Source organism: Aeromicrobium sp. JP4, from assembly GCF_054957925.1.
Genome location: NZ_CM143290.1, coordinates 1,853,700 through 1,873,303, shown reverse-complemented (window position 1 = coordinate 1,873,303; position 19,604 = coordinate 1,853,700). Strand labels below are relative to the sequence as shown.

Annotated in this window: 14 protein-coding genes; 9 read left to right on the top strand and 5 right to left on the bottom strand. The window is 71.6% G+C overall.

Annotation, left to right across the window (positions count from 1 at the left end):
- The first annotated feature begins 28 nt into the window (after positions 1–28).
- The 3 genes from ACY1JX_RS09215 (at position 29) to ACY1JX_RS09205 (ending at position 3,953) form a co-directional block, all read left to right on the top strand.
- Positions 29–1,936 (top strand): acetyl/propionyl/methylcrotonyl-CoA carboxylase subunit alpha, encoded by a 1,908-nt coding sequence (locus tag ACY1JX_RS09215; RefSeq protein WP_462563784.1) that lies wholly within the window; start codon positions 29–31, stop codon positions 1,934–1,936.
- Positions 1,933–3,093, top strand: coding sequence for an acyl-CoA dehydrogenase family protein (locus ACY1JX_RS09210; RefSeq protein WP_462563783.1), 1,161 nt, complete (start codon positions 1,933–1,935; stop codon positions 3,091–3,093). The genes ACY1JX_RS09215 and ACY1JX_RS09210 overlap by 4 nt, the downstream gene beginning before the upstream one ends.
- Before the next feature lie 113 nt (positions 3,094–3,206).
- Complete coding sequence (locus ACY1JX_RS09205) at positions 3,207–3,953, top strand: enoyl-CoA hydratase-related protein (protein WP_462563782.1); 747 nt, start codon at positions 3,207–3,209, stop codon at positions 3,951–3,953.
- Between the two features lie 46 nt (positions 3,954–3,999).
- Here ACY1JX_RS09205 and ACY1JX_RS09200 read toward each other — a convergent pair whose 3' ends face one another.
- Together ACY1JX_RS09200 and ACY1JX_RS09195 are read right to left on the bottom strand one after the other, a co-directional pair.
- Positions 4,000–4,782, bottom strand: a complete 783-nt coding sequence (locus ACY1JX_RS09200; protein WP_462563781.1) for a hypothetical protein — start codon at positions 4,780–4,782, stop codon at positions 4,000–4,002.
- 100 nt (positions 4,783–4,882) lie between these two features.
- Positions 4,883–5,665, bottom strand: coding sequence for a hypothetical protein (locus tag ACY1JX_RS09195; RefSeq protein WP_462563780.1), 783 nt, complete (start codon positions 5,663–5,665; stop codon positions 4,883–4,885).
- A 134-nt stretch (positions 5,666–5,799) separates the two neighbouring features.
- Between ACY1JX_RS09195 and ACY1JX_RS09190 the strand changes: the two genes are divergently transcribed.
- The 5 genes from ACY1JX_RS09190 (at position 5,800) to ACY1JX_RS09170 (ending at position 15,531) form a co-directional block, all read left to right on the top strand.
- On the top strand, positions 5,800–6,939 hold the full coding sequence (locus ACY1JX_RS09190) for a hypothetical protein (RefSeq protein WP_462563779.1): 1,140 nt from the start codon (positions 5,800–5,802) through the stop codon (positions 6,937–6,939).
- Positions 6,940–7,164: 225 nt separating this feature from the next.
- Positions 7,165–9,612 (top strand): DUF6801 domain-containing protein, encoded by a 2,448-nt coding sequence (locus ACY1JX_RS09185; RefSeq protein ID WP_462563778.1) that lies wholly within the window; start codon positions 7,165–7,167, stop codon positions 9,610–9,612.
- Positions 9,613–9,694: 82 nt separating this feature from the next.
- Positions 9,695–11,782 (top strand): HelD family protein, encoded by a 2,088-nt coding sequence (locus ACY1JX_RS09180; RefSeq protein ID WP_462563777.1) that lies wholly within the window; start codon positions 9,695–9,697, stop codon positions 11,780–11,782.
- The gene (locus tag ACY1JX_RS09175) at positions 11,779–13,296 is read left to right on the top strand and encodes a metallophosphoesterase family protein (RefSeq protein WP_462563776.1); all 1,518 of its coding nucleotides are present in this window, start codon (positions 11,779–11,781) and stop codon (positions 13,294–13,296) included. Before ACY1JX_RS09180 ends, ACY1JX_RS09175 begins: the two co-directional genes overlap by 4 nt.
- Positions 13,297–13,659: 363 nt before the next feature.
- Positions 13,660–15,531 (top strand): anthranilate synthase family protein, encoded by a 1,872-nt coding sequence (locus tag ACY1JX_RS09170; protein WP_462563775.1) that lies wholly within the window; start codon positions 13,660–13,662, stop codon positions 15,529–15,531.
- Positions 15,532–15,534: 3 nt separating this feature from the next.
- Here ACY1JX_RS09170 and ACY1JX_RS09165 read toward each other — a convergent pair whose 3' ends face one another.
- The gene (locus ACY1JX_RS09165) at positions 15,535–16,914 is read right to left on the bottom strand and encodes a S1C family serine protease (RefSeq protein WP_462563774.1); all 1,380 of its coding nucleotides are present in this window, start codon (positions 16,912–16,914) and stop codon (positions 15,535–15,537) included.
- Positions 16,915–17,121: 207 nt separating this feature from the next.
- Here ACY1JX_RS09165 and ACY1JX_RS09160 point away from each other — a divergent pair, with 207 nt between their 5' ends.
- Positions 17,122–17,487: a hypothetical protein gene (locus ACY1JX_RS09160; protein ID WP_462563773.1), complete on the top strand. Its 366-nt coding sequence runs from the start codon at positions 17,122–17,124 to the stop codon at positions 17,485–17,487.
- 16 nt (positions 17,488–17,503) lie between these two features.
- Here ACY1JX_RS09160 and ACY1JX_RS09155 read toward each other — a convergent pair whose 3' ends face one another.
- Complete coding sequence (locus ACY1JX_RS09155; RefSeq protein WP_462565882.1) at positions 17,504–18,904, bottom strand: sensor histidine kinase; 1,401 nt, start codon at positions 18,902–18,904, stop codon at positions 17,504–17,506.
- Positions 18,904–19,596, bottom strand: coding sequence for a response regulator transcription factor (locus tag ACY1JX_RS09150; protein WP_078699795.1), 693 nt, complete (start codon positions 19,594–19,596; stop codon positions 18,904–18,906). The genes ACY1JX_RS09155 and ACY1JX_RS09150 overlap by 1 nt, the downstream gene beginning before the upstream one ends.
- Positions 19,597–19,604 lie beyond the last annotated feature (8 nt).

Genomic DNA, 19,604 nt, shown 5'->3' with positions numbered 1-19,604 from the left:
AGACCACAGCCAATCAAGGAGCCACCGCATGACCATCAAGAGAGTCCTGGTCGCCAACCGCGGCGAGATCGCGCGGCGGATCTTCCGCACGTGCCGCGACCTCGGCATCGAGACGGTGGCGGTGTTCTCCGACGCCGACGCCGGCATGCCGTTCGTGGCCGAGGCCGACGTGTCGGTGCGGCTGCCCGGCAGCGCCCCGTCGGACACGTACCTGCGCGGCGACCTCGTGATCGAGGCGGCCCGCCGCAGTGGCGCTGACGCGATCCACCCCGGCTACGGCTTCCTGTCCGAGAACGCTGGCTTCGCCCGGGACGTGGAGAGCGCCGGACTGGTCTGGATCGGGCCGAGCCCCGAGTCCATCGACGAGATGGGCAGCAAGATCCGCGCGAAGGAGATCATGGCCGCCGCGGGCGTGCCGATCCTCGCGGTCGACCTCGACGGCGTCACGCCCGGTGAGCTGCCGCTGCTCGTCAAGGCCAGTGCCGGCGGCGGCGGTCGCGGCATGCGCGTCGTGGAGCGGCTCGACGACCTCGACGCCGAGCTCGCGAAGGCCCGGGCGGAGGCCGAGTCCGCGTTCGGCGACGGCACGGTGTTCGTCGAGCCCTACCTGCCCCGGGCCCGTCACGTCGAGGTGCAGATCCTCGCGGACACCCACGGCACGGTGTGGGCCGTCGGCGATCGCGACTGCTCGATCCAGCGCCGCCACCAGAAGGTCGTGGAGGAGGCGCCGGCGCCCGGGCTCTCCGACCGCGCCCGGACGACGCTGCACATCGCCGCCCGCGAGGCCGCGAAGGCCGTGAGCTACCGCGGCGCCGGCACCGTGGAGTTCCTCGTCGACGGCGACCGCGTGTTCTTCCTGGAGATGAACACCCGTCTGCAGGTGGAGCACCCGGTCACGGAGGAGGTGCACGGGCTCGACCTGGTCGCGGAGCAGATCCGCATCGCCGAGGGTGGCGCACTGGTGGGCAGCGTCCCCGAGCCGAACGGCCACGCGATCGAGGTCCGCCTCTACGCCGAGGACCCCGCCGAGGACTGGTCGCCCCAGACCGGCACGATCCGCGCGTTCGACTTCCCCGACTCGGTGCGCGTCGACTCGGCCGTCGAGGTGGGCAGCGTCGTGGGCATCCACTACGACGCGATGATCGCCAAGGTCATCGCCCACGGTCCCGACCGGGCCACGGCCCTGCGCACGCTGGTCGATGCACTGCGTCGGTCCCGCGTGCACGGCGTCACGACGAACCGGTCGGCGCTGCGGCAGATCCTCGAGGCGCCGCAGGTGCGGGACGCCGACCTGTGGACCTCGATGCTGGAGGAGCACGCCGACGACTGGTTCGGTGCCGAGAAGCCGGACCCGCTGGTGCCGGTCGCGGCCGCGCTGGCCGAGGCCACGCTCGCGGCCTCCTCGGCGAGGGTGCTGTCCCGCATCCCCGCCGGCTTCCGCAACGTGCCCAGTCAGCCCCTCACGCGCGAGTACGAGGGCCACGAGCCCGTCGCGTACCGCAGCGCCCAGGGTCGCCTGGTGGTCGACGGAGTCGACGTCGTCTCCGTCGCGGTCGACGGCTCCACCGTCGAGATCATGCTCGAGGTCGAGGGCGTCACCCGCCGCTACCGCGTCGCGGTGGCGCCGGGCCACGTCGACGTGGACGGCCCGGACGGCTCGACGAGCCTCGTCCCCGTGCCCCGCTTCGTCGACCCGGCGGACGTGGTGGCCGAGGGCTCGCTGCTGGCGCCCATGCCGGCGGCGGTCACGGCGGTGAAGGTCGCCGACGGCGATCGCGTCGCGAAGGGCGACCCCGTGGTCGTCCTCGAGGCGATGAAGATGCAGCACACGATCGCGGCGCCCTCCGACGGCGTCGTCAGCGGCCTGGCCGTGAGCGTCGGGCAACAGGTCGAGGCCGGAGCGGTCCTCGCCGTCATCGAGGAGGAGACCGAATGAGCAACTTTGTGGAGTCCGAGGAGCGACGCGAGCTGCGCAAGGCGGTCGCGTCGCTCGGCGCCAAGTACGGCGAGCACTACTTCTACGACGCCGCGAAGGAGGGCCGCAAGACCACGGAGCTGTGGTCCGAGGCCGGCAAGCTCGGCTACCTCGGCGTCTCGATCCCCGAGGAGTTCGGCGGCGGGGGCGGCGACATCGGCGACCTCGCGGCGGTATGCGAGGAGCTCGCGATCGCCGGCTGCCCGCTGCTGCTGATGGTGGTCTCGCCCGCGATCGTCGGCACGGTCATCGCCCAGTACGGGACGCAGGAGCAGAAGCAGCGCTGGCTGCCCGGCCTGGCCGACGGCACTGCGACCTACGCGTTCAGCATCACCGAGCCGGACGCCGGGTCGAACTCGCACCACCTGGTCACGACGGCCACGAAGTCCGAGGACGGCTGGATCCTCAAGGGCGGCAAGACCTACATCTCGGGCGTGGACGAGGCCAGCCACGTGCTGGTCGTGGGCCGCACCGCCGACTCCCGCAGCGGCAAGCTCAAGCCCGCGCTGTTCATGGTGCCCACCGACGCCGAGGGCTTCAGCGCCCAGGAGATCGACATGGGCCTCACCAGCCCGGAGAAGCAGTTCACGCTGTTCTTCGACGACATTCGGCTGCCGGCCGACGCGCTGGTCGGCAGCGAGGACGCCGGGCTCGAGCAGCTTTTCGCGGGCCTGAACCCCGAGCGGATCATGGCCGCGTCCATGGGCACGGGCACCGCGCGCTGGGCGCTGAACAAGGCCGTCGCCTACGCCAAGGAGCGCGACGTCTGGGGCAAGCCGATCGGCGCGCACCAGGCCATCGCCCACCCGCTCGCGCAGCTGCACATCGACATCGAGATGACGCGCCTGCTCACCCAGAAGGCCGCCGCGCTCTACGCCGCGGGCGACCTGATGGGTGCGGGTGAGGCGGCCAACATGGCCAAGGTCGCCGCCGGCGACGCCGCCGCCAAGGCCGTCGACACCGCCATCCAGACGCACGGCGGCAACGGTCTGGCGAACGAGTACGGTCTGGTGCAGGCGCTCGCCTCGTCGCGACTGTCGAACATCGCGCCCGTCAGCAAGCAGATGGCCCTCAACTTCGTCGCCCAGTTCTCGCTGGGCCTGCCGAAGTCCTACTGATCTCGATACGCCGTCTCGCTTCGCTCGCCGCCACTCGATCACCGAGCCCGGTGGTTGAGTAGCGGGCGAGGCACGAGCCGCGTATCGAAACCACCGCAGCGGAACGGAGCACCATGACCGAACTCGTCCATCTGGACGTCGCCGACGGCGTCGCGACGATCACGCTCGACAGCGAGCACAACCGCAACGCGCTCAGCCGCCAGCTCGTGACGGAGCTGGGGGCGCACCTGGGCACCGCGGAGGCCGACGCCGACGCCAAGGTGATCGTGCTGCGCTCGGCCCACCGGGTGTTCTGCTCGGGCGCCGACCTGTCCGAGGCCGCGGAGGGGGCGATGCAGGAGGGCGCCAGCGCCCTGGTCGACCTGCAGCGCCGCATCGCGACGAGCGCCAAGCCCGTCGTGGTCGTGCTGGGCGGCCCGGTCCGCGCGGGCGGCCTGGGGCTCGTGGGCGCAGCCGACATCGTGCTCGCCACGGCGTCGGTCACGTTCGCGCTGACCGAGGTCCGGCTGGCGCTCGCGCCGGCCGTCATCAGCCTGTCGCTGCTGCCGCGACTCGCGCCGCGAGCGGCGTCCGATCTCTTCCTCACCGGCCGGAAGTTCGACGCCGACGAGGCCCAGCGCATCGGCCTGGTCACGCGGGTCGTGGAGGACGACGGGCTCGACGCCGGACTGGAAGCGGTGCTCGCCGACCTCGCGCAGGGCTACCCGCAGGGGTTCCGCGAGACGAAGGCCCTGCTCAACCACGACCTCGTGGCGCGCATCGACGCACTCGGCGACCAGGTGGCCCAGCAGTCGGCTCAGCTGTTCGGCAGCGACGAGGCGCGCGAGGCGATGCTCGCGTTCCTGTCTCGCCCCCGCTGAACGACGAACGCCCCTCCCCGGCGGGGAGGGGCGTTCGTCGTGGTGGTCAGCGCGGAAGCGCGAAGGACGGGAGCGAGTTCGTCCGGCACAGCACCTGCGGCGACACGGCGGCGACGGAGCCTCCGCCGAACGCGATCACCTGGGATCCCGCGACGGACGTGCGCAGCGGCAGCGGAGCCGCGTCCTGCCGGACGTCCAGCTCGATGAGGGTCGGCTCGTCGGAGAGGTCGGCCTTCTTGAACTCGAGGAAGCTCAGGCCGCCGTCGAAGCTCTCGGTGTCAGGAACGCCGACGCTCGTGCGGAAGGTGCTGCAGGCACCGTTCGTCTTGAAGTAGCGACCGCCCGCGAAGCGGATGGCCTTCGGGTACGTCCGGCCGGCGATGCTGACGGAGCCGACCGAGTTCGTGCCCTCGTCGGCGTGGCCCTGCGTGGTCAGGTCGATCCAGCGCCATCCGGTGAAGCCGCGGACCCGGCTGCTGCCGGCGCGGGCCTTCGAGGACTTCGGCGCCACGACGCGCAGCGAGTGCTTCCCGGCGGTCCTGACCTTGACGCGCACGGCGTACTTGCGGCTCTTCGTGGTGCGGACCTTGGCGACGGTCGTCCAGCGGCCGGCGCCGACCTTGCGCTGGACGAGCAGGCGCTTCTTCGCGGCCTTGGGTCCCTTGACCTTGCCGGTGACCTTGACGGTCGCGCCGACGGTCGGGTTGGCCGTGCTGGTGGAGATCGAGACCTTGTAGGCCGGCTTCCTGGCCGCCTCGGCCGCGGTGGCCGGTGCCAGGGTGAGCACCAGGCCGGTGGCCGTGGCGAGGGCGAGAGCGCGCAGGCGCATGGGACGGTCCTTCGGTTCGGGGGATTCGGCCCGGCCAGCGTAGTGGCTGGAGTGGCTGGTGGTACGTGAATCGACCCAAGCGGGGCGCCTTCGTCCGGCGTCAGAGCGAGGGCAGGACCATCCTCGGCAGGGCGTTGACCGAGCAGCGCAGCTTCGGCGCGACCATCGAGACGCGCTTCCGGCTGTTGTCGTCGCCGAACGCGACCACCTTCCGGCCCGTGACGGGGTAGCTGACCGCCTTCGGAGCGGCACCGGCCGCGGCGTGGGCGTGGTACTCGCGCTCGTCGTCGAAGTCGGCGTTGGCGGCCGTGAGGACCACGAGGCGGCCGGCGGCGTTGTCCGGCGTGCCGACCGAGCCGCGGAGCGTCGTGCACTTCCCGCCGGTGTTGAAGTAGACGCCGGAGTCGCGGAACGTGAAGGCCTTGCGGTACCGCTTCCCCGCGATGGTGACGGGGCCGTTCACGGGCTCACCGCCCGTCGCGTGGCGCTGCTTGGTGAGGTCGAGCCAGCGGAAGCCCGTGTAGCGGCGCGCGGGACTCGTGCCGGCGCCTGCCGACGACGACCTCGGCGCGACGACGCGCACGTACTGCCGGCCGGCGGTGGTCACCTTCACCCGTGCCGCGTAGGTGCGCCGTGCCGTGGTGCGCACCTTCGCCACCGTCCTCCACGCTCCGCTGCCGATCTTGCGCTGCACGAGCAGCTGCTTCCCGGCCGCCTGCGGACCGGAGACCGTTCCGGAGAGCTTGAGCTTCGTGCCGACCGTCGGCCTGCTGGCGTTGATGGAGAGGGACACGGAGTAGGTCGATGCCGCCTGAGCCGCGAGGGGCGCCAGGGCGAGGACCAGTCCGGTCGCCACGGCGATGGCGATGACGCGCACGCGCATGCGGTTCTTCCTTACGTCGTCGAAATGGCGGCCACGTCAGCGTAGTGGCGCAGGAGTGGCTGATGTTGCGCGAAACGGTAGTCACTTCTGACCACTTGTGGCCGTTCGGCCACCAGGACGCGAAGGCGACCCTCGTGGTCGGAACCGTCGGTGCCGGTGCCGGTGCCTTCGGCGAGTCGCCGACGGTGACGATCCCGGGCTGGACCGCGGTCGGCGTGGAGGCGTCCGCCTCCGTGACCGGTGGCGACCCGGCGGATGCCGAGCGCACCTACCAGTGGAACCTCGACGGCGAGCCGATCGAGGGCGCCACGGCCACGACCTACACGCCGAAGGGCGCGCAGCGCGGTCACGACCTCTCGGTCACCGTGACGTCCACGGCCCGCGGCTACGTCGCCGACGTGACGACCTCCGGCGAGGTCGAGATCGGCTCGGGCTCGCTGCAGGTGAACGAGCCCGCGTTCAGCACGGTTCGCCCGACGGTGGGCGAGGAGATCTCGCTGCCGCTCGACCTGTCCGAGGCGCCCGAGGGCGCCGAGGGTCACTGGCAGTGGGGAGTGCAGCAGGGTGAGGTCTGTGTCGCCATCTCGGGTGCGACGTCGGACTCCTTCACGCCCACGGCCGCTGAGGTCGGCGAGGTGCTGTGTGTCGAGGTGGGCGTCACGGCCGAGGGCTATGAGTCCCTCTCCGGGACGTTCCTCCACGAGCACCCGGTCCTGCGCGGCACGCTGCCCGTCCTGCGGGGGGTGCTCAGCAGCACGAGCCCGAAGATCGGCGCCACCCTGACGGCGTCGCTGCTCTCGGGCCCGCTGCCCGAGGGTGCGAAGACGACCACCACGTGGGGCTTCGCCCCCGCCGCGGCCGACTGCCGTCCGTCGAAGGTCGCGAGCTCGTTCCGTGTCACCGCGGGCATGGTCGGACGCGTGGTCTGCGCACGGATCACCGTCACGGCGCCGGGTCACACCGAGTGGTCGACGACCCTGCGGACGAACGTGATCAAGGAGACGGCGAAGGCCACGGCCTCGCGCCTGACCGTTCGTGGCACGCAGGCCTTCACGATCCGTGCCCAGGGCCTGGCCTCGGGCCAGCGCTACCGGATCTCGCTGCGCCACCAGATGGTGACCGGCAAGGCCGACTCGTACGGCCGCGTGGTGCGCAAGGTCCGGTACGACAAGGGCCTGCGGTCGGCGAAGCGGACGATCGTGGTCCGCGGCTTCGACGGCAAGGGCAAGGTCACGTACCTGAAGAAGCTCAAGGTCACGTACCGGGCCCGCTGAATCGCTGGACGCACCCGCGGGCGCCGGCCGACCCCCGTTTGGCGGTCGGCGCCCGCGCGGCGCTTGCGTCGGCCGCGAACGGCCGACGCCCCCCACGAGCCGCCTGGCCACGCCCTGATACATCCGCCGGCGAGGGGTTCTCGGAGGCGCCCTGCGCGTGTAGGTTCCGGTGTGTAACTCACAGTGACAGGTGGGCTCGGGGGCCTGCGGAGCCAGGGGGCCGTCATGCCACGCTTCATTCCATCCGTCGCGGTCGCGACGTCGGTCGGCGCCCTCGTGGCCGCCCTCGTCGTCGCGTCGCCGGCGTTCGCCGAGTCCACCGATCCGACCGTGGTCCCCACCACGGCGCCGACGTCGACTCCGGTTGCCTCGGTGCCCGTCGGGCCGGGCGAGCTCGAGCGGACCTTCGCTTACCAGTGCGAGAGCATCTTCTGGGGCCTGAACCTCGGAACGCACTCCGTGAGCGTCCGGGCGACTGCGGACTACCCCGAGGTGGCTGCGCCGGGTGATGTCCTCGCGCCGCGCTCTGCCTCGGTCGAGCTCGAGTTGTCCGAGCTGCTGCGCCAGTCGGTCCACCTCCTCCTCAACGGCACGTCCTACGAGGGGACGGCCGACGCCGACTGGACGCTCACCACGGCGGGCCGCGCCACCGCCTGGGACACCGGGGACCTCGTCTTCCCCCGCGCAGCGGTCCCCGAGGGGATGAACGAGTCGTGGCGGCTGCCGGGTCGGGTCGACCTGCCCGCGGTGACGGTGCCCGACGACGCCGAGGGAGCGCTGTGGCTGAGTCTTCCCCAGCGCTTCACCCTGGCGGGCCAGATGCACACGACAAGCGGCGAGACCCACGACGGCGAGTTCACCTGCACGGCACCGGCCGACCGCGTCCTCGGGGGAGTCGCCCTCGAGGGCTCGACGGATCCCACCCCGCCCACGCCCGACCCCACGACGGACCCCACGCCCGACCCCGATCCGACGACGGACCCCACGCCGGATCCGACGCCCGACCCGACCGATCCCACCCCCGATCCGACGTTCGGCCCGTTCCCCGACCCCTCGTCCCCGGCCCCTGCAGGGCCGGGAACCCTGACGAGGACCGTGACCTACTGGTGCGCCACCGTCACCGGGGGGCTCGGCCTGGGCGTGCAGCGGGTGGACGTCCGGGCGACCGTCGACTACCCCGAGGTGGCAGCGCCCGGTGACGTGCTTCCCGCCCGCCCGGCAGAGCTGGTGCTGAGGCCGCAGGAGCTGCTCCGCCAGAGCACGACCCTGCTGCTGGGCGCCCGGGAGTTCGAGGCCTCCTCGCAGGGCAGCGCGTGGTCGCTCACGACAGCGGACCGGACCACCGCCCTGCAGGCCGGCGACATCGTCGCGCCGCGCAGCGGGATCCCGCAGGAAGCCGGCCGCGTCTGGAACTTCGGGGCACAGGTCGCGCTGCCGGCCCTCACCGTCCCGGGCGACGTCGCGGGAGGCCTCTGGCTGAACGCACCCGACCAGTTCAGGCTCGACGGCACGTTCCGCAAGGCCGACCACAGCACGATCCCGGCCACGATGGACTGCACCGCCTCCGGCGACAGAAGGGTGGGTGGCATAGCGCTGGAGGGCTGGACGTACCCGACCCATCCGCCCACCACGATCCCGACGACTCCGACGCCGCCCACCGCGCCCGTGCCAACGGACCCGACCGACCCGACGGAGCCGACGGACCCGACGAGCAACCCCTACCCCGACCCCGCCGGGCCCGCCCCGATCGGTCCCGGAGTGCTCTCGAGGTCCTTCGAGTACGCCTGCCGGGTGAACACCGGTGGGATCGACCTCGGCGTCCAGCGCGTGGTCGCCGACGTGAGCGCGGAATATGAGGACGTCGGCCGGCCCGGGTGGGCCCTGCCTCCCCGCTCGGCCAAGTTCGCGCTGACGGTCGACGAAATCCTGCGCGACGCGGTCTTCGACCTGATCGGGGCCCGCCAGTTCGACGGCTCCACCACGTCGGGCACCGAGTGGGAGCTGGAGAACGCCGGTGGCGAGACGGCCCTGGCCGCCGGTGGCCTCTTCGTCGAGCGCGGTCCGGTGCCGCAGGAGGCGAACGTGCCGTGGGTGATGCGTGGACAGGTCGAGCTGCCCGAGATCGTGGTGGGGCTCGACGCAAACCCCCTGGATCCGCTGTGGCTGAGCGTTCCTGAGCGGTTCACGCTGCGAGGCTCGCTGGAGAAGGCGGACCACACCCTGATCCCCACCTCGCTGCAGTGCCTCGCCCCGGGTGACCACCGTCTCGGTGGCATCGCGCTGGGGTTCGTGCCGAGTCCGCCCACCACCCTTCCGACCACGACGCCGACGGCCGGGCCCACCGTCGAGCCGACGACCCAGCCGACGGTCGAGCCGACCACCGCGCCCACGACCGGACCCGTCCTGCTCCAACCGTCGGTGAAGGTGGGCGCGCTGGGCCTGTGGCGCTCGGCGGTGTTCACCGTCGGGGTGTCCGCCAAGGGCACGTTGCCCAGCGGGAACGTCACGGTCCGCCTGGGGGACAGGACCGTCGCGAAGGGGCGGCTGTTCCTCGGCGTCACCGTCCTCACGGCGTCGAACCTGCCCAAGGGACAGCACACGTTCACGATCACCTACGAGGGGGACGCGAAGGTCGCGGGGAGGACGGTGACGAAGGTCCTGCGCATCAACTGAGCCCGAAGCGTGGCGATGGGGCGTACCGGCTGGTGTCCGGTGCCTAGAATGGAGAGTTCCCCCACGCCACCGAAGGACGTCGATGAGCAAGCCCTCGCCCGATGAACGCGAGCTCCAGCACGAGCAGGCGTATGTCGACACGGTCTACGAGCGACTGGAGGAGTCCACCAAGGTGGCCAAGTCCCTCGTCGCCGAGGGGCTGGCGCGCGGGCACATCGGCCACGAGGGCGGACTCGTCGAGCGCGACGCGATGGTCTACCAGGCCTCGCGCCGGCTGAGCGCGCTGCACGCCGCCCACGACGGTCTCGTGTTCGGTCGCCTCGACCTCGGCACCGGCGACGCCCGCTACATCGGCCGCATCGGCGTGCGCGACGAGGACCGCGAGATCATCCTCATCGACTGGCGCGCCCCGGCCGCCGCCGTCTTCTACCAGGCCACCGCGCAGGACCCGGCCGGCGTCGTGCGCCGTCGGGTGCTGCGCTGCCGCGGCGACCGCGTGATCGGCATCGAGGACGAGCTGCTCGACGCCGACGCGGCCCCCGACGACATGGTCGTGATCGGCGAGGGCGCGCTGCTGGCCAGCCTGAGCCGGGCCCGCGACAGCTCGATGCACTCGGTCGTGGCCACGATCCAGAAGGAGCAGGACGAGGCCATCCGCGCGCCCGCGCGCGGCGCCACGATCATCGGCGGCGGTCCCGGCACCGGCAAGACGGTCGTCGCGCTGCACCGCGCGGCCTTCCTGCTCTACACCGACCGGCGCCGCTTCGAGTCCGGCGGCGTGCTCGTCGTCGGCCCGTCCGGCGTCTTCATGAACTACATCGAGCGCGTGCTGCCCAGCCTCGGCGAGACCAGCGTGGTGCTGCGCTCGATCGGCGAGGTCGTCAACGGCATCCGCGCCACGCAGCACGCCGTGCCCGAGGCCGCCGCGCTGCTCGGCTCGGCCAACATGGCCAAGGCGCTGGCCCGCATCGCCAAGTCGCCGCAGCCGGGTACGCCGAACCGGTTCGACCTGTTCTACCGTGACGACCGGCTCGTGCTCGAGGCCTCCGACCTCGCGCGGATCCGCCGCAAGGTGCTGTCGAACGGCCTGCCCAACACCACGCTGGGAGTCGTGCGCGAGGAGCTCGTGAAGGCGTTGTGGGAGCGTGTCACCGGCGACCGCGGGCTCGATCGCGGCGAGGAGGCGTTCGCCGACCACCTCGACGGCGACCTGACGTTCGAGACCTTCGTCGACGCGTGGTGGCCCGAGCTCGACCCGGTGGAGGTCTGGCGCACCGTCCCGTCCCGCCTCGGCGAGGTGGCCTCCGACCTGTTCACCTCGTTCGAGCAACAGGTGCTGCGCCGCGAGTGGGCCGACCAGCCCACGATCGAGGACATCCCGCTGATCGACGAGCTGCGGCACCTCCTGGGCGAGGCGCCGGTCCGCACCGAGGACGACTGGGCCACGCCGAAGCAGATGATGAGCTTCGAGGAGCGTGAGCGCGAGGACCGGGTTCACGCCACCGGCAGCATCGACGACGAGGGCTTCGCCCACGTGCTCGTCGACGAGGCACAGGACCTCTCGCCCATGCAGTGGCGGATGCTCGGCCGTCGCGGTCGCACCGCCAGCTGGACGATCGTCGGCGACGAGGCCCAGTCCTCGTGGCCCGTCCCGGCCGAGTCGGCCGCGGCGCGCGACGAGGCGCTCGGCACGATGCCCGTCCACCGCTTCCGGCTGTCCACGAACTACCGCAACTCCGCCGAGATCTACGAGTTCGCCGCGCAGGTGGCTCGCCAGGCGATCGCGAATCCCGACCTCGCCGAGGCCGTGCGGCGCACCGGCGTCGACCCGCGCCACGAGGCCGTCGAGGGCGACCGGCTGGTCGAGCGGGCCGTCGCCGAGGCCACCGAGATGCTGGAGCAGGTGGAGGGCACGGTCGCCGTGGTCGCCCCCGCGAGCCGGCTCGCCGCGCTGGCGGAGGCGATGCCGGCCGACGACCGGCTCCGTGTGCTCGACCCGCTCGACACCAAGGGACTCGAGTTCGACGGCGTCGTGCTCGTGGACGCCGACGGCGTCGTCGGCGAGTCCGCGGCGGGCTGGCGCACCCTCTACGTCGTGCTCACCCGCGCCACGCAGGGCCTCGTCACCGTCGGTACGAGCCGTTCGTGGCTCGATAGGGTCGACGGGTGAGACGACTCCCCGCCGCGATCGGCCTCGTGCTGGTCGGGCTGGCCGTCGCCGTGCCCGTCGCCGCGACCACGTTCGTCGACACCGAGCGCACCGTCACGATCGGTGCCCACAACGCCACGGCGCGGCCCACCTTCGACGGGCACGTCAGGATCGTGGCCGGTCCGCTGCTGCCCGAGCTGCGCATGCCGTCGGACGCGCTGCTGGGCATCGGGGCCGAGGTCGTGCTGCGCGACAGCCCCGACACCGACCTCGAGCGGGTGCTCGCCCAGGACGCGGCGATCGCCAGCCAGCCCGAGGGCGAGATCGCGGCGATGACGTCGGAGATCACTGAGATGGGCCTCGCGGCGCTGCAACGCGGCGTCGCCGCCGGAGTCATCGCGATGGTCGTGGTGGGCGTCGGCTGGTGGGCGGTCGGCCCGCGCCGGCGGCGCGAGCTGCGCGAGCAGTGGCCGCCCGAGCCGCGCACTGCGCTCGTCGGCGGCGTGCTCGCCGTCGTGGTGCTGGGCGCCGTGATGGCCTACGCGCCCGACCCCGGAACGAAGCGCGAGGTCGCCTGGGTGCCGCTGCGCCAGGAGTTCCCCGAGCTGCCCGACGAGCCGCGGCTCGCGAAGGTGGAGATCTCGCGCGGTGCCGCGACGGCCACCAGCAAGGCGATCGTGCAGGGCGCCTTCGACACCTACGAGGAGTCGCTGGAGTTCTACACCGCACTCGCCGAGAAGACCAAGGACGTCCCGGTGCGCGCGCCCGAGGACGGCCAGACCACCGCGCTGGTCGTCACCGACCGCCACAACAACGTGGGCATGGACCCGGTCGCCCGCGAGGTGGCTCGCGCCGCCGACGCGTCCTTCGTGCTGGACCTCGGCGACGACACCTCGAACGGCGCCTCGTGGGAGGCCTTCAGCATCAAGTCGCTGCGTGAGACCTTCGAGGACCTGCCGATCGTCGCGGTCGCGGGCAACCACGACACCGGCCGCTACATCCGGCGCGAGATGGAGCGCAACGACTTCACCGTGCTCGACGGCGAGCCCACCGAGATCGAGGGTGTGCGCATGCTCGGCGAGAGCGACCCGCGCAGCTCGGGCCTCACGGCCGGCTACAACGGCAACGAGGGCGACAACATCGCCGCGATCACCGACCAGAGCGAGGCCCTCGCCGAGGCGGCGTGCGAGGACGGCGAGGTCAGTCTGCTGGCCACCCACAGCGCGGCGTCGGCCAAGCAGGCCGTCGCGCAGGGCTGCGTCGACCTGGCGATCAGCGGGCACCTGCACCGCCAGGTGGGCCCCACCAGCACCGAGGGCCCGAACGGCACCTCCACCGAGGTCTCGATCGGCTCCACCGGTGGCGCCGTCTACGCCTTCGCGCTCGGCACGAAGCTGCGCCGCGACGCCCAGGTGGCCGTGCTGACCTTCGAGGCCGGCCGCGTGGTCGGCCTGCAGATCGTCACCTTCAAGCCCGGCAGCGTCATCGACGTCGGCGACTACACGACCCTGCCGGTCCCGGTCGCCGCCGGCTGACCCTGATCTCGATACGCGTCTCGCAAGCTCGCCAGCTACTCGATCACCGAGGCCGGTGGTCGAGTGCCGGCGAGCGCAGCGAGACGGTGTATCGAGACCACACGAGCGTGATCTCGATACGTGTCTCGCAAGCTCGCCGACTACTCGATCACCGGGGCCGGTGGTCGAGTGCCGGCGAGCGCAGCGAGACGGTGTATCGAGACCATGGCGCACTCGATCCCGAACCCGCCCGCTACGCTGTGCGCATGTCGACGACCAGCACCTGGTGGCCCCTCCGCTGAGGAGGACTGTCGACGTACCCACGCCCAGACCCCCACATGGCGGTCTGGGCGTTGCTCGTCCGACCGCGGGAAGAAGACCACGATGACGCAAGAGCTCCTCGACGACGTGCTGGCCCAGCCCGCGTTCGCGCTGATCCGCGGACGCGAGGCCGACCGGGTCGCGCTCATCGGCGGCCCCCGGTCCGACATCGAGAGGCTCGCGGACATCCCGCTGGCCGAGGGTTCCGGACCGGCGTGGGACCACCTCGTGCTCGTGCCGTTCGCGCAGGTCGCCGAGCGCGGCTTCGAGGCCCACCAGGACGGCACGCCCCTCTCGGTGATCGAGGCACGCTCGAACCACGACGTCGCCCTCGCCGATCTGCTCGAGGTGCTGCCCGACGGCCCGATCGATCTCGCCGACCGCGGCGGCTTCGAGACCTCCGACGAGGACTACGCGGCCATGGTGCGCCGCATCATCGACGACGAGATCGGCCAGGGCGAGGGCGCGAACCTCGTCATCGGTCGCCGCTACCGCGCCACCGTCGCCGACTGGGACCACACGAAGGCGCTAGCCGTCTTCCGCCGCCTGCTCGAGCGCGAGCGCGGCGCGTTCTGGACCTTCTGCATCTTCACCGGCGACCGCTACCTCATCGGCGCCAGCCCCGAGCGGCACGTCAGCCTCGACGACGGCCAGCTGCGGATGAACCCGATCAGCGGCACGTTCCGCATGCGCGGTCTCGAGACCCACGCCGACCGCAAGCGCGAGCTGCTGAAGTTCCTCTCCGACGAGAAGGAGATCTACGAGCTCTTCATGGTCGTGGACGAGGAGCTCAAGATGATGTGCGACCTGTGCCACGAGGGTGGCCTGGTCCTGGGCCCGTACCTCAAGCCGATGAGCCACCTCGTGCACACCGAGTACCTGCTGGCCGGCCGCACGGATCGCGACCCGCGCGAGATCCTGCGCGACTCGATGTTTGCCGCCACGGTCACGGGCAGCCCCGTGGAGAACGCCTGCCGTCTGATCAAGCAGTACGAGCCGCAGGGTCGCGGCTACTACGCCAGTGTGGCGGCGCTCGTCGGCCGCGACGAGAACGGCACGCCCCGCCTCGACGCGCCCATCCTCATTCGCACGGCCGACGTCGACCTCGAGGGCAACCTCACGGTCACCGCCGGTGCCACGCTCGTGCGCGACTCCGACGCCGAGTACGAGACGAACGAGACCTGGGCCAAGGCGTCGGGCGTGCTCAGCGCGTTCGGCCTGGTCGCGGCCGCCCCCGAGCCGGTGGAGGGCTTCGACGCCTTCACCCGCGAGGACGACGTGCTCATCGCGCTCGGCTCACGCAACCAGCGACTGAGCCAGTTCTGGCTGAGCGACCAGTCCGGCACGCGCCCGACGCCCGCCCTGGAGGCCAAGCGCGTCGTGGTGCTCGACGGCGAGGACGACTTCGTCAACATGCTGTCCCACGTCTTCGGCGTGATGGGCATGACCACCGACGTGATCCGCCACGACGAGTGGACCGAGTCCGCACTCGACGGCCATGACCTCGTGGTGATCGGTCCCGGCCCGGGTGATCCGCGCGACGGCGACGACGCGAAGATCGCCACCCTGCGGGCCGCCACGCGTCGGCTGCTCGACCGCGGCCAGTCGTTCCTCGCGATCTGCCTGGGCCACCAGACGCTGTGCCACGAGCTCGGCCTCGACCTGGGCTACAAGGACATCGTCTTCCAGGGCACGCAGAGCGCCCTTCCAGTCCTGGACCGCACAGAGACCGTGGGCTTCTACAACACCTTCGTCGGCCGGGTCCCGGAGTCGGGCCTGCCGGACGGGGTGACGGTGCAGACGGACCCGGCCACCGGTGACATCCACCTGGTGGCCGGGCCTCACTACCGCGGGATCCAGTTCCACGCCGAGTCGGTGCTCACCCAGAACGGCTACGCCATCCTGCGCGATCTCACCGAGGCGCTGCTGGGCTGACGCTCAGTTCTGCTCGCGGGCGAGGGCGCCCTCGTCGCTGCCGAGCTCGACCTTGATCTCCTGGGTCTTGTCGCCGCGCAGCACGGTCAGCGTGATCGTGTCGCCCGGCTTGTAGCCGCGCACCGTCGCGACGAGCGCGTCGTTGCTGGAGATCGGGTTGCCGTCGACCTGGGTGACGATGTCGCCGGCCTTGAGGCCCGCCTTCTCGCCCGCCGTGCCTGCGCGAACTTCGCCGATCTCGGCGCCGATCGAGGTCACCTGGTCGTCGCCCGTGGCGTTGCGGACCTGGACGCCGATCTGGGCGTGCTCGACCGTCTGGTCGTCGAGGATCTGCTTCGCGACGTTGTTGACCAGGTTGATCGGGATGGCGAAGCCGAGGCCGACCGAGCCGTTGCCGTTGCCGCCGGTGTTGATCGCCGAGTTGATGCCGATGACCTGCCCCTCGAGGTTGACCAGCGGGCCGCCGGAGTTGCCGGGGTTGATCGCGGCGTCGGTCTGGATCGCGGGGAACGTGGTGGCGCCACCGTCGGAGCCGTCGCCGGGGGAGACCGGGCGGTTGAGCGCGGACACGATGCCGGTGGTCACGGTGGACTCCAGGCCGAACGGCGAGCCGATCGCGACGACGGTCTGTCCGACCTTGACGTCCTTGGAGTTGCCGAGCGTCGCCGCCGGGAGGTCGCTGACGCCCTCGGCCTTGATCACGGCGACGTCGGTGGCGACGTCACGGCCCAGGATCTCGGCCTTGGCGATCTTGCCGTCGTTGAACGCGACGGTGATCGAGCCGCCGTCGGCCGCGGCCTCGATGACGTGGTTGTTCGTCAGGATGGTGCCGTCCTTGCTGATCACGACGCCGGTGCCCGTGCCGGACTCGCCGCCGCCGGTGACGTTGATCTTCACCGTGGCGGGAAGGACCGCCGTGGCGACCGCGGAGACGTCGCTCTGCGAGCCCGACGAGGACGCCGGCCGGTCGAGGGACGTGCCGGTGACCGTGGTGCCCGTGCTCTGGTCGTCCTGCATCGCGTCGTAGATCGCGGCGCCGCCGGCGGCGGAGGCGCCCGCCAGCAGGACGATGCCGGTGGCGGCGGCCACGAGGCGGCCGGCGCGGCGCTTCTTGCGCGGCTGGGGCGCCGGGGTGGTCCCGTAGAACGGCGTCGTGGGTCCGCCCGGGTCGCCCGGGCCACCGGCGAACGTGCGGGTGGGCTCGTTCACGGCCACGGTGGGCTCGGTGTCCGAGCTGGGGGCGTCGGCGTACGACGGACGCTCTTCGGCGCGCGGCTCGGAGAACGGCCAACCGCTCTCGGCCTGCGCGGGCTGCTGCGGCTCGTGCGGCGACGTCGGGGGCACGTAGGGGCGGTCGGCGTACGGATCACGCTGGTCTGTCATGGTTCAACCTTCCCGCGAGGACCTGAGAATCGCTTGTGAACAGGCTGGAGGAGCGCCCAGAAGCGCCCGCCGAACGACCGGATTCTCGACCACAGCCTTCTCGGTTTCACACCCAGATGTGTCACGTGAGTGACACGCTACGGTGACGGTCGTCATGTGAGGGTTCGAGGGGAGCTGCTGGTGTCCGCTGGCTTCAGCGTCCGTGACGTGCTCGACGTCCTGGGTGGCGTTGCCGAGTGGTCCGACGACGGCTCCACCGTCGTCATACGAAACTCGCCCTCGTCTGGTCGAACCTTCGAGGTGCGCCTTCCGGGCGCGGTGGACTATCTCGCGACTTTCGCTTCGACGCCGCTCGACGCGCGTCCCGAGGCGAAGAGTGATGCGATCTCCTACTTCGACCTCGACATCCTGGAGTTCACCGGAACGACCCGCAGAGAGGGTGATCCGATCATCATCGATGAACTTGGTCCGCGGTTGACCATCAACGTCCCCAACGAGTACCCGCCCGGGGTGTTGGAGGGTACGGCGGAGATCTACGCGATCAGGCCGGAGCCGGGCGCCACCACGCAGTGACGTCCCGCGAGATGGATCACGGCTCGTCGAGGGGGACGCTGAACGTGAACGTCGCACCCCGTCCGGGCTCGGAGGTGACGTCCACGGTGCCGCCGTGGCGGTCGGCCGCGCGCCGGACGATGGCCAGGCCGAGACCGGAGCCGGGCAGCGTCCGGGCCTCGGTGGAGCGGTAGAAGCGGTCGAAGACGTGGGGGAGGTCCTCCGCGGCGATGCCCGGTCCCTCGTCGGCGACGGTCACGGAGCCGTTGTGCAGGCGGACCCGCACCGTGCCGCCGGGAGGGCTCCACTTCACGGCGTTGTCGAGCAGGTTGGTCACCGCGCGCTCGAGCAGCAGGCTGTCGCCGATGATCCACGTGGGCTCGAGCAGCACGTCGAACGTGGCGTTCGCCGCGCGCAGCTCGACCCGCTCCACCGCGCGCCGCACCACGTCGGCGAGGTCGAGCGGCTCCGGGTCGCGGTGCAGCGGCTCGTCCCGGGCCAGCTCGGTGAGGTCGCTGACGAGGGTCGTGAGCTCGTCGAGCTGGGCGCCGACGTCGTCGAGCAGCTCGCGATGGGCGGTGGCGTCGAGCTGCCGCTCCGGCTGGCTGCTGGCCTGGCGCAGCAGGTCGATGTTGGTGCGCAGACTCGTGAGGGGAGTGCGCAGCTCGTGGCCGGCGTCGGCGATCAGCTGGCGCTCGCGGCGCTGGGCGTCGGACAGGGCCAGCAGCATCGCGTTGAAGGAGCGGGTCAGCCGGGCCAGCTCGTCCTCCTTGCCGCTCACGTGGATCGGCGTCAGCTCGCGGGTGACCGCCACCCGCTCGATGGCGCTGGTGAGCCGCCGCACGGGTCGCAGTCCGTTGCTGGCCACCGCCCAGCCCGCCACGCCCGCCAGGATCATGCCGGACAGGGTGGAGAGGATCAGTACGACCGTGAGCCGCTCCAGGGCGCGCCGCGTGGACTCCATCGACTGCGCCAGCATGAACGCCTGCCCGGGCCCGGCCTGGACCGCCACGACGCGGTAGGTCACGCCGTCGACGTGGGCGGTGCGGGCCGAGTTCTCCTCGATGCCCAGCGCCACCTCGCGCTCGCGGTTGTCGTAGGGGAACGCGTCGTCGGAGTGGACGAGGAACTCGCCGCCGCCGCTCTTGATCGAGAGCAGCTGGATCCCCGCGAAGGCCAGCAGGTTGGCCTCGTCGGGGGTGAGGTTCTGCGGTGTGTAGCCGGCGTCTACGGCCTGGTTCGCCCGCTTCAGCATCGAGTCGTCGAGCGCGCCCACGATCTCCTGGCGCACCAGCACGAAGATGCTGATGCTGATGATCGTCAGGACGGTGGCCACGGCCGCGGTCGTCAGCAGGGCGACCCGGCCGGCCAGCGACAGCCGCTTGGTGATCGGCTCGAGCAGCGTGTGAGCGACTGCGTGGACCCGATCGACGAGCATCACGGAGGCGTCTCCCGCAGCACGTAGCCCACGCCCCGCACGGTGTGCAGCAGGCGGGACTCGCCCTCGGCCTCGAGCTTGCGCCGCACGTAGCCGACGTAGACCTCGAGCGAGTTCGCGGTGGTGGGAAAGTCGAAGCCCCAGACCTCCTCGAGGATGAACGAGCGCTCCAGCACGCGCTTGGGACGCTGCATGAACAGCTCGAGCAGGGCGAACTCGGTGCGGGTCAACGAGATGGAGCGCTCGCCGCGCCGCACCTCGCGGGTGTTCGGGTCGAGCGTGAGGTCGGCGAACGTGAGCGCGGGCTCGTCGTCGAGCTCGTCGCGCGCCCGGCCACCGCGGCGCAAGAGGGCGCGCACGCGCGCCAGCAGCTCCTCGAGGGCGAAGGGCTTCGTCAGGTAGTCGTCGGCGCCGGCGTCGAGTCCGTCGACCCGGTCGCTCACGGCGTCGCGGGCGGTGAGCACGAGGATCGGCACGTCGTTGCCGGCCGCGCGCAGCGCGCGGGTGGCGTCGAGGCCGCCGAGCCGCGGCATCATCACGTCCATGACGATCGCGTCGGGGCCGGACTGGGCCACCTTCGCCAGGGCCTCGGCGCCGTCGCCGGCCACCTCCACCGTGTAGCCGTTGAACTCCAGCGACCGCCGCAGGGAGTCGCGCACCGCGCGGTCGTCGTCGACGACGAGGATTCGCATGCCCGGCC

Excerpts from the sequence above, each read along its gene's own strand:
- ACY1JX_RS09215 (WP_462563784.1), top strand. The coding sequence starts at position 29 with ATGACCATCAAGAGAGTCCTGGTCGCCAACCGCGGCGAGATCGCGCGG.
- ACY1JX_RS09155 (WP_462565882.1), bottom strand. The coding sequence starts at position 18,904 with ATGCTCGTCGATCGGGTCCACGCAGTCGCTCACACGCTGCTCGAGCCG.
- ACY1JX_RS09170 (WP_462563775.1), top strand. The coding sequence starts at position 13,660 with ATGACGCAAGAGCTCCTCGACGACGTGCTGGCCCAGCCCGCGTTCGCG.
- ACY1JX_RS09180 (WP_462563777.1), top strand. The coding sequence starts at position 9,695 with ATGAGCAAGCCCTCGCCCGATGAACGCGAGCTCCAGCACGAGCAGGCG.
- ACY1JX_RS09165 (WP_462563774.1), bottom strand. The coding sequence starts at position 16,914 with ATGACAGACCAGCGTGATCCGTACGCCGACCGCCCCTACGTGCCCCCG.
- ACY1JX_RS09195 (WP_462563780.1), bottom strand. The coding sequence starts at position 5,665 with ATGCGCGTGCGCGTCATCGCCATCGCCGTGGCGACCGGACTGGTCCTC.
- ACY1JX_RS09150 (WP_078699795.1), bottom strand. The coding sequence starts at position 19,596 with ATGCGAATCCTCGTCGTCGACGACGACCGCGCGGTGCGCGACTCCCTG.
- ACY1JX_RS09210 (WP_462563783.1), top strand. The coding sequence starts at position 1,933 with ATGAGCAACTTTGTGGAGTCCGAGGAGCGACGCGAGCTGCGCAAGGCG.
- ACY1JX_RS09200 (WP_462563781.1), bottom strand. The coding sequence starts at position 4,782 with ATGCGCCTGCGCGCTCTCGCCCTCGCCACGGCCACCGGCCTGGTGCTC.
- ACY1JX_RS09185 (WP_462563778.1), top strand. The coding sequence starts at position 7,165 with ATGCCACGCTTCATTCCATCCGTCGCGGTCGCGACGTCGGTCGGCGCC.
- ACY1JX_RS09205 (WP_462563782.1), top strand. The coding sequence starts at position 3,207 with ATGACCGAACTCGTCCATCTGGACGTCGCCGACGGCGTCGCGACGATC.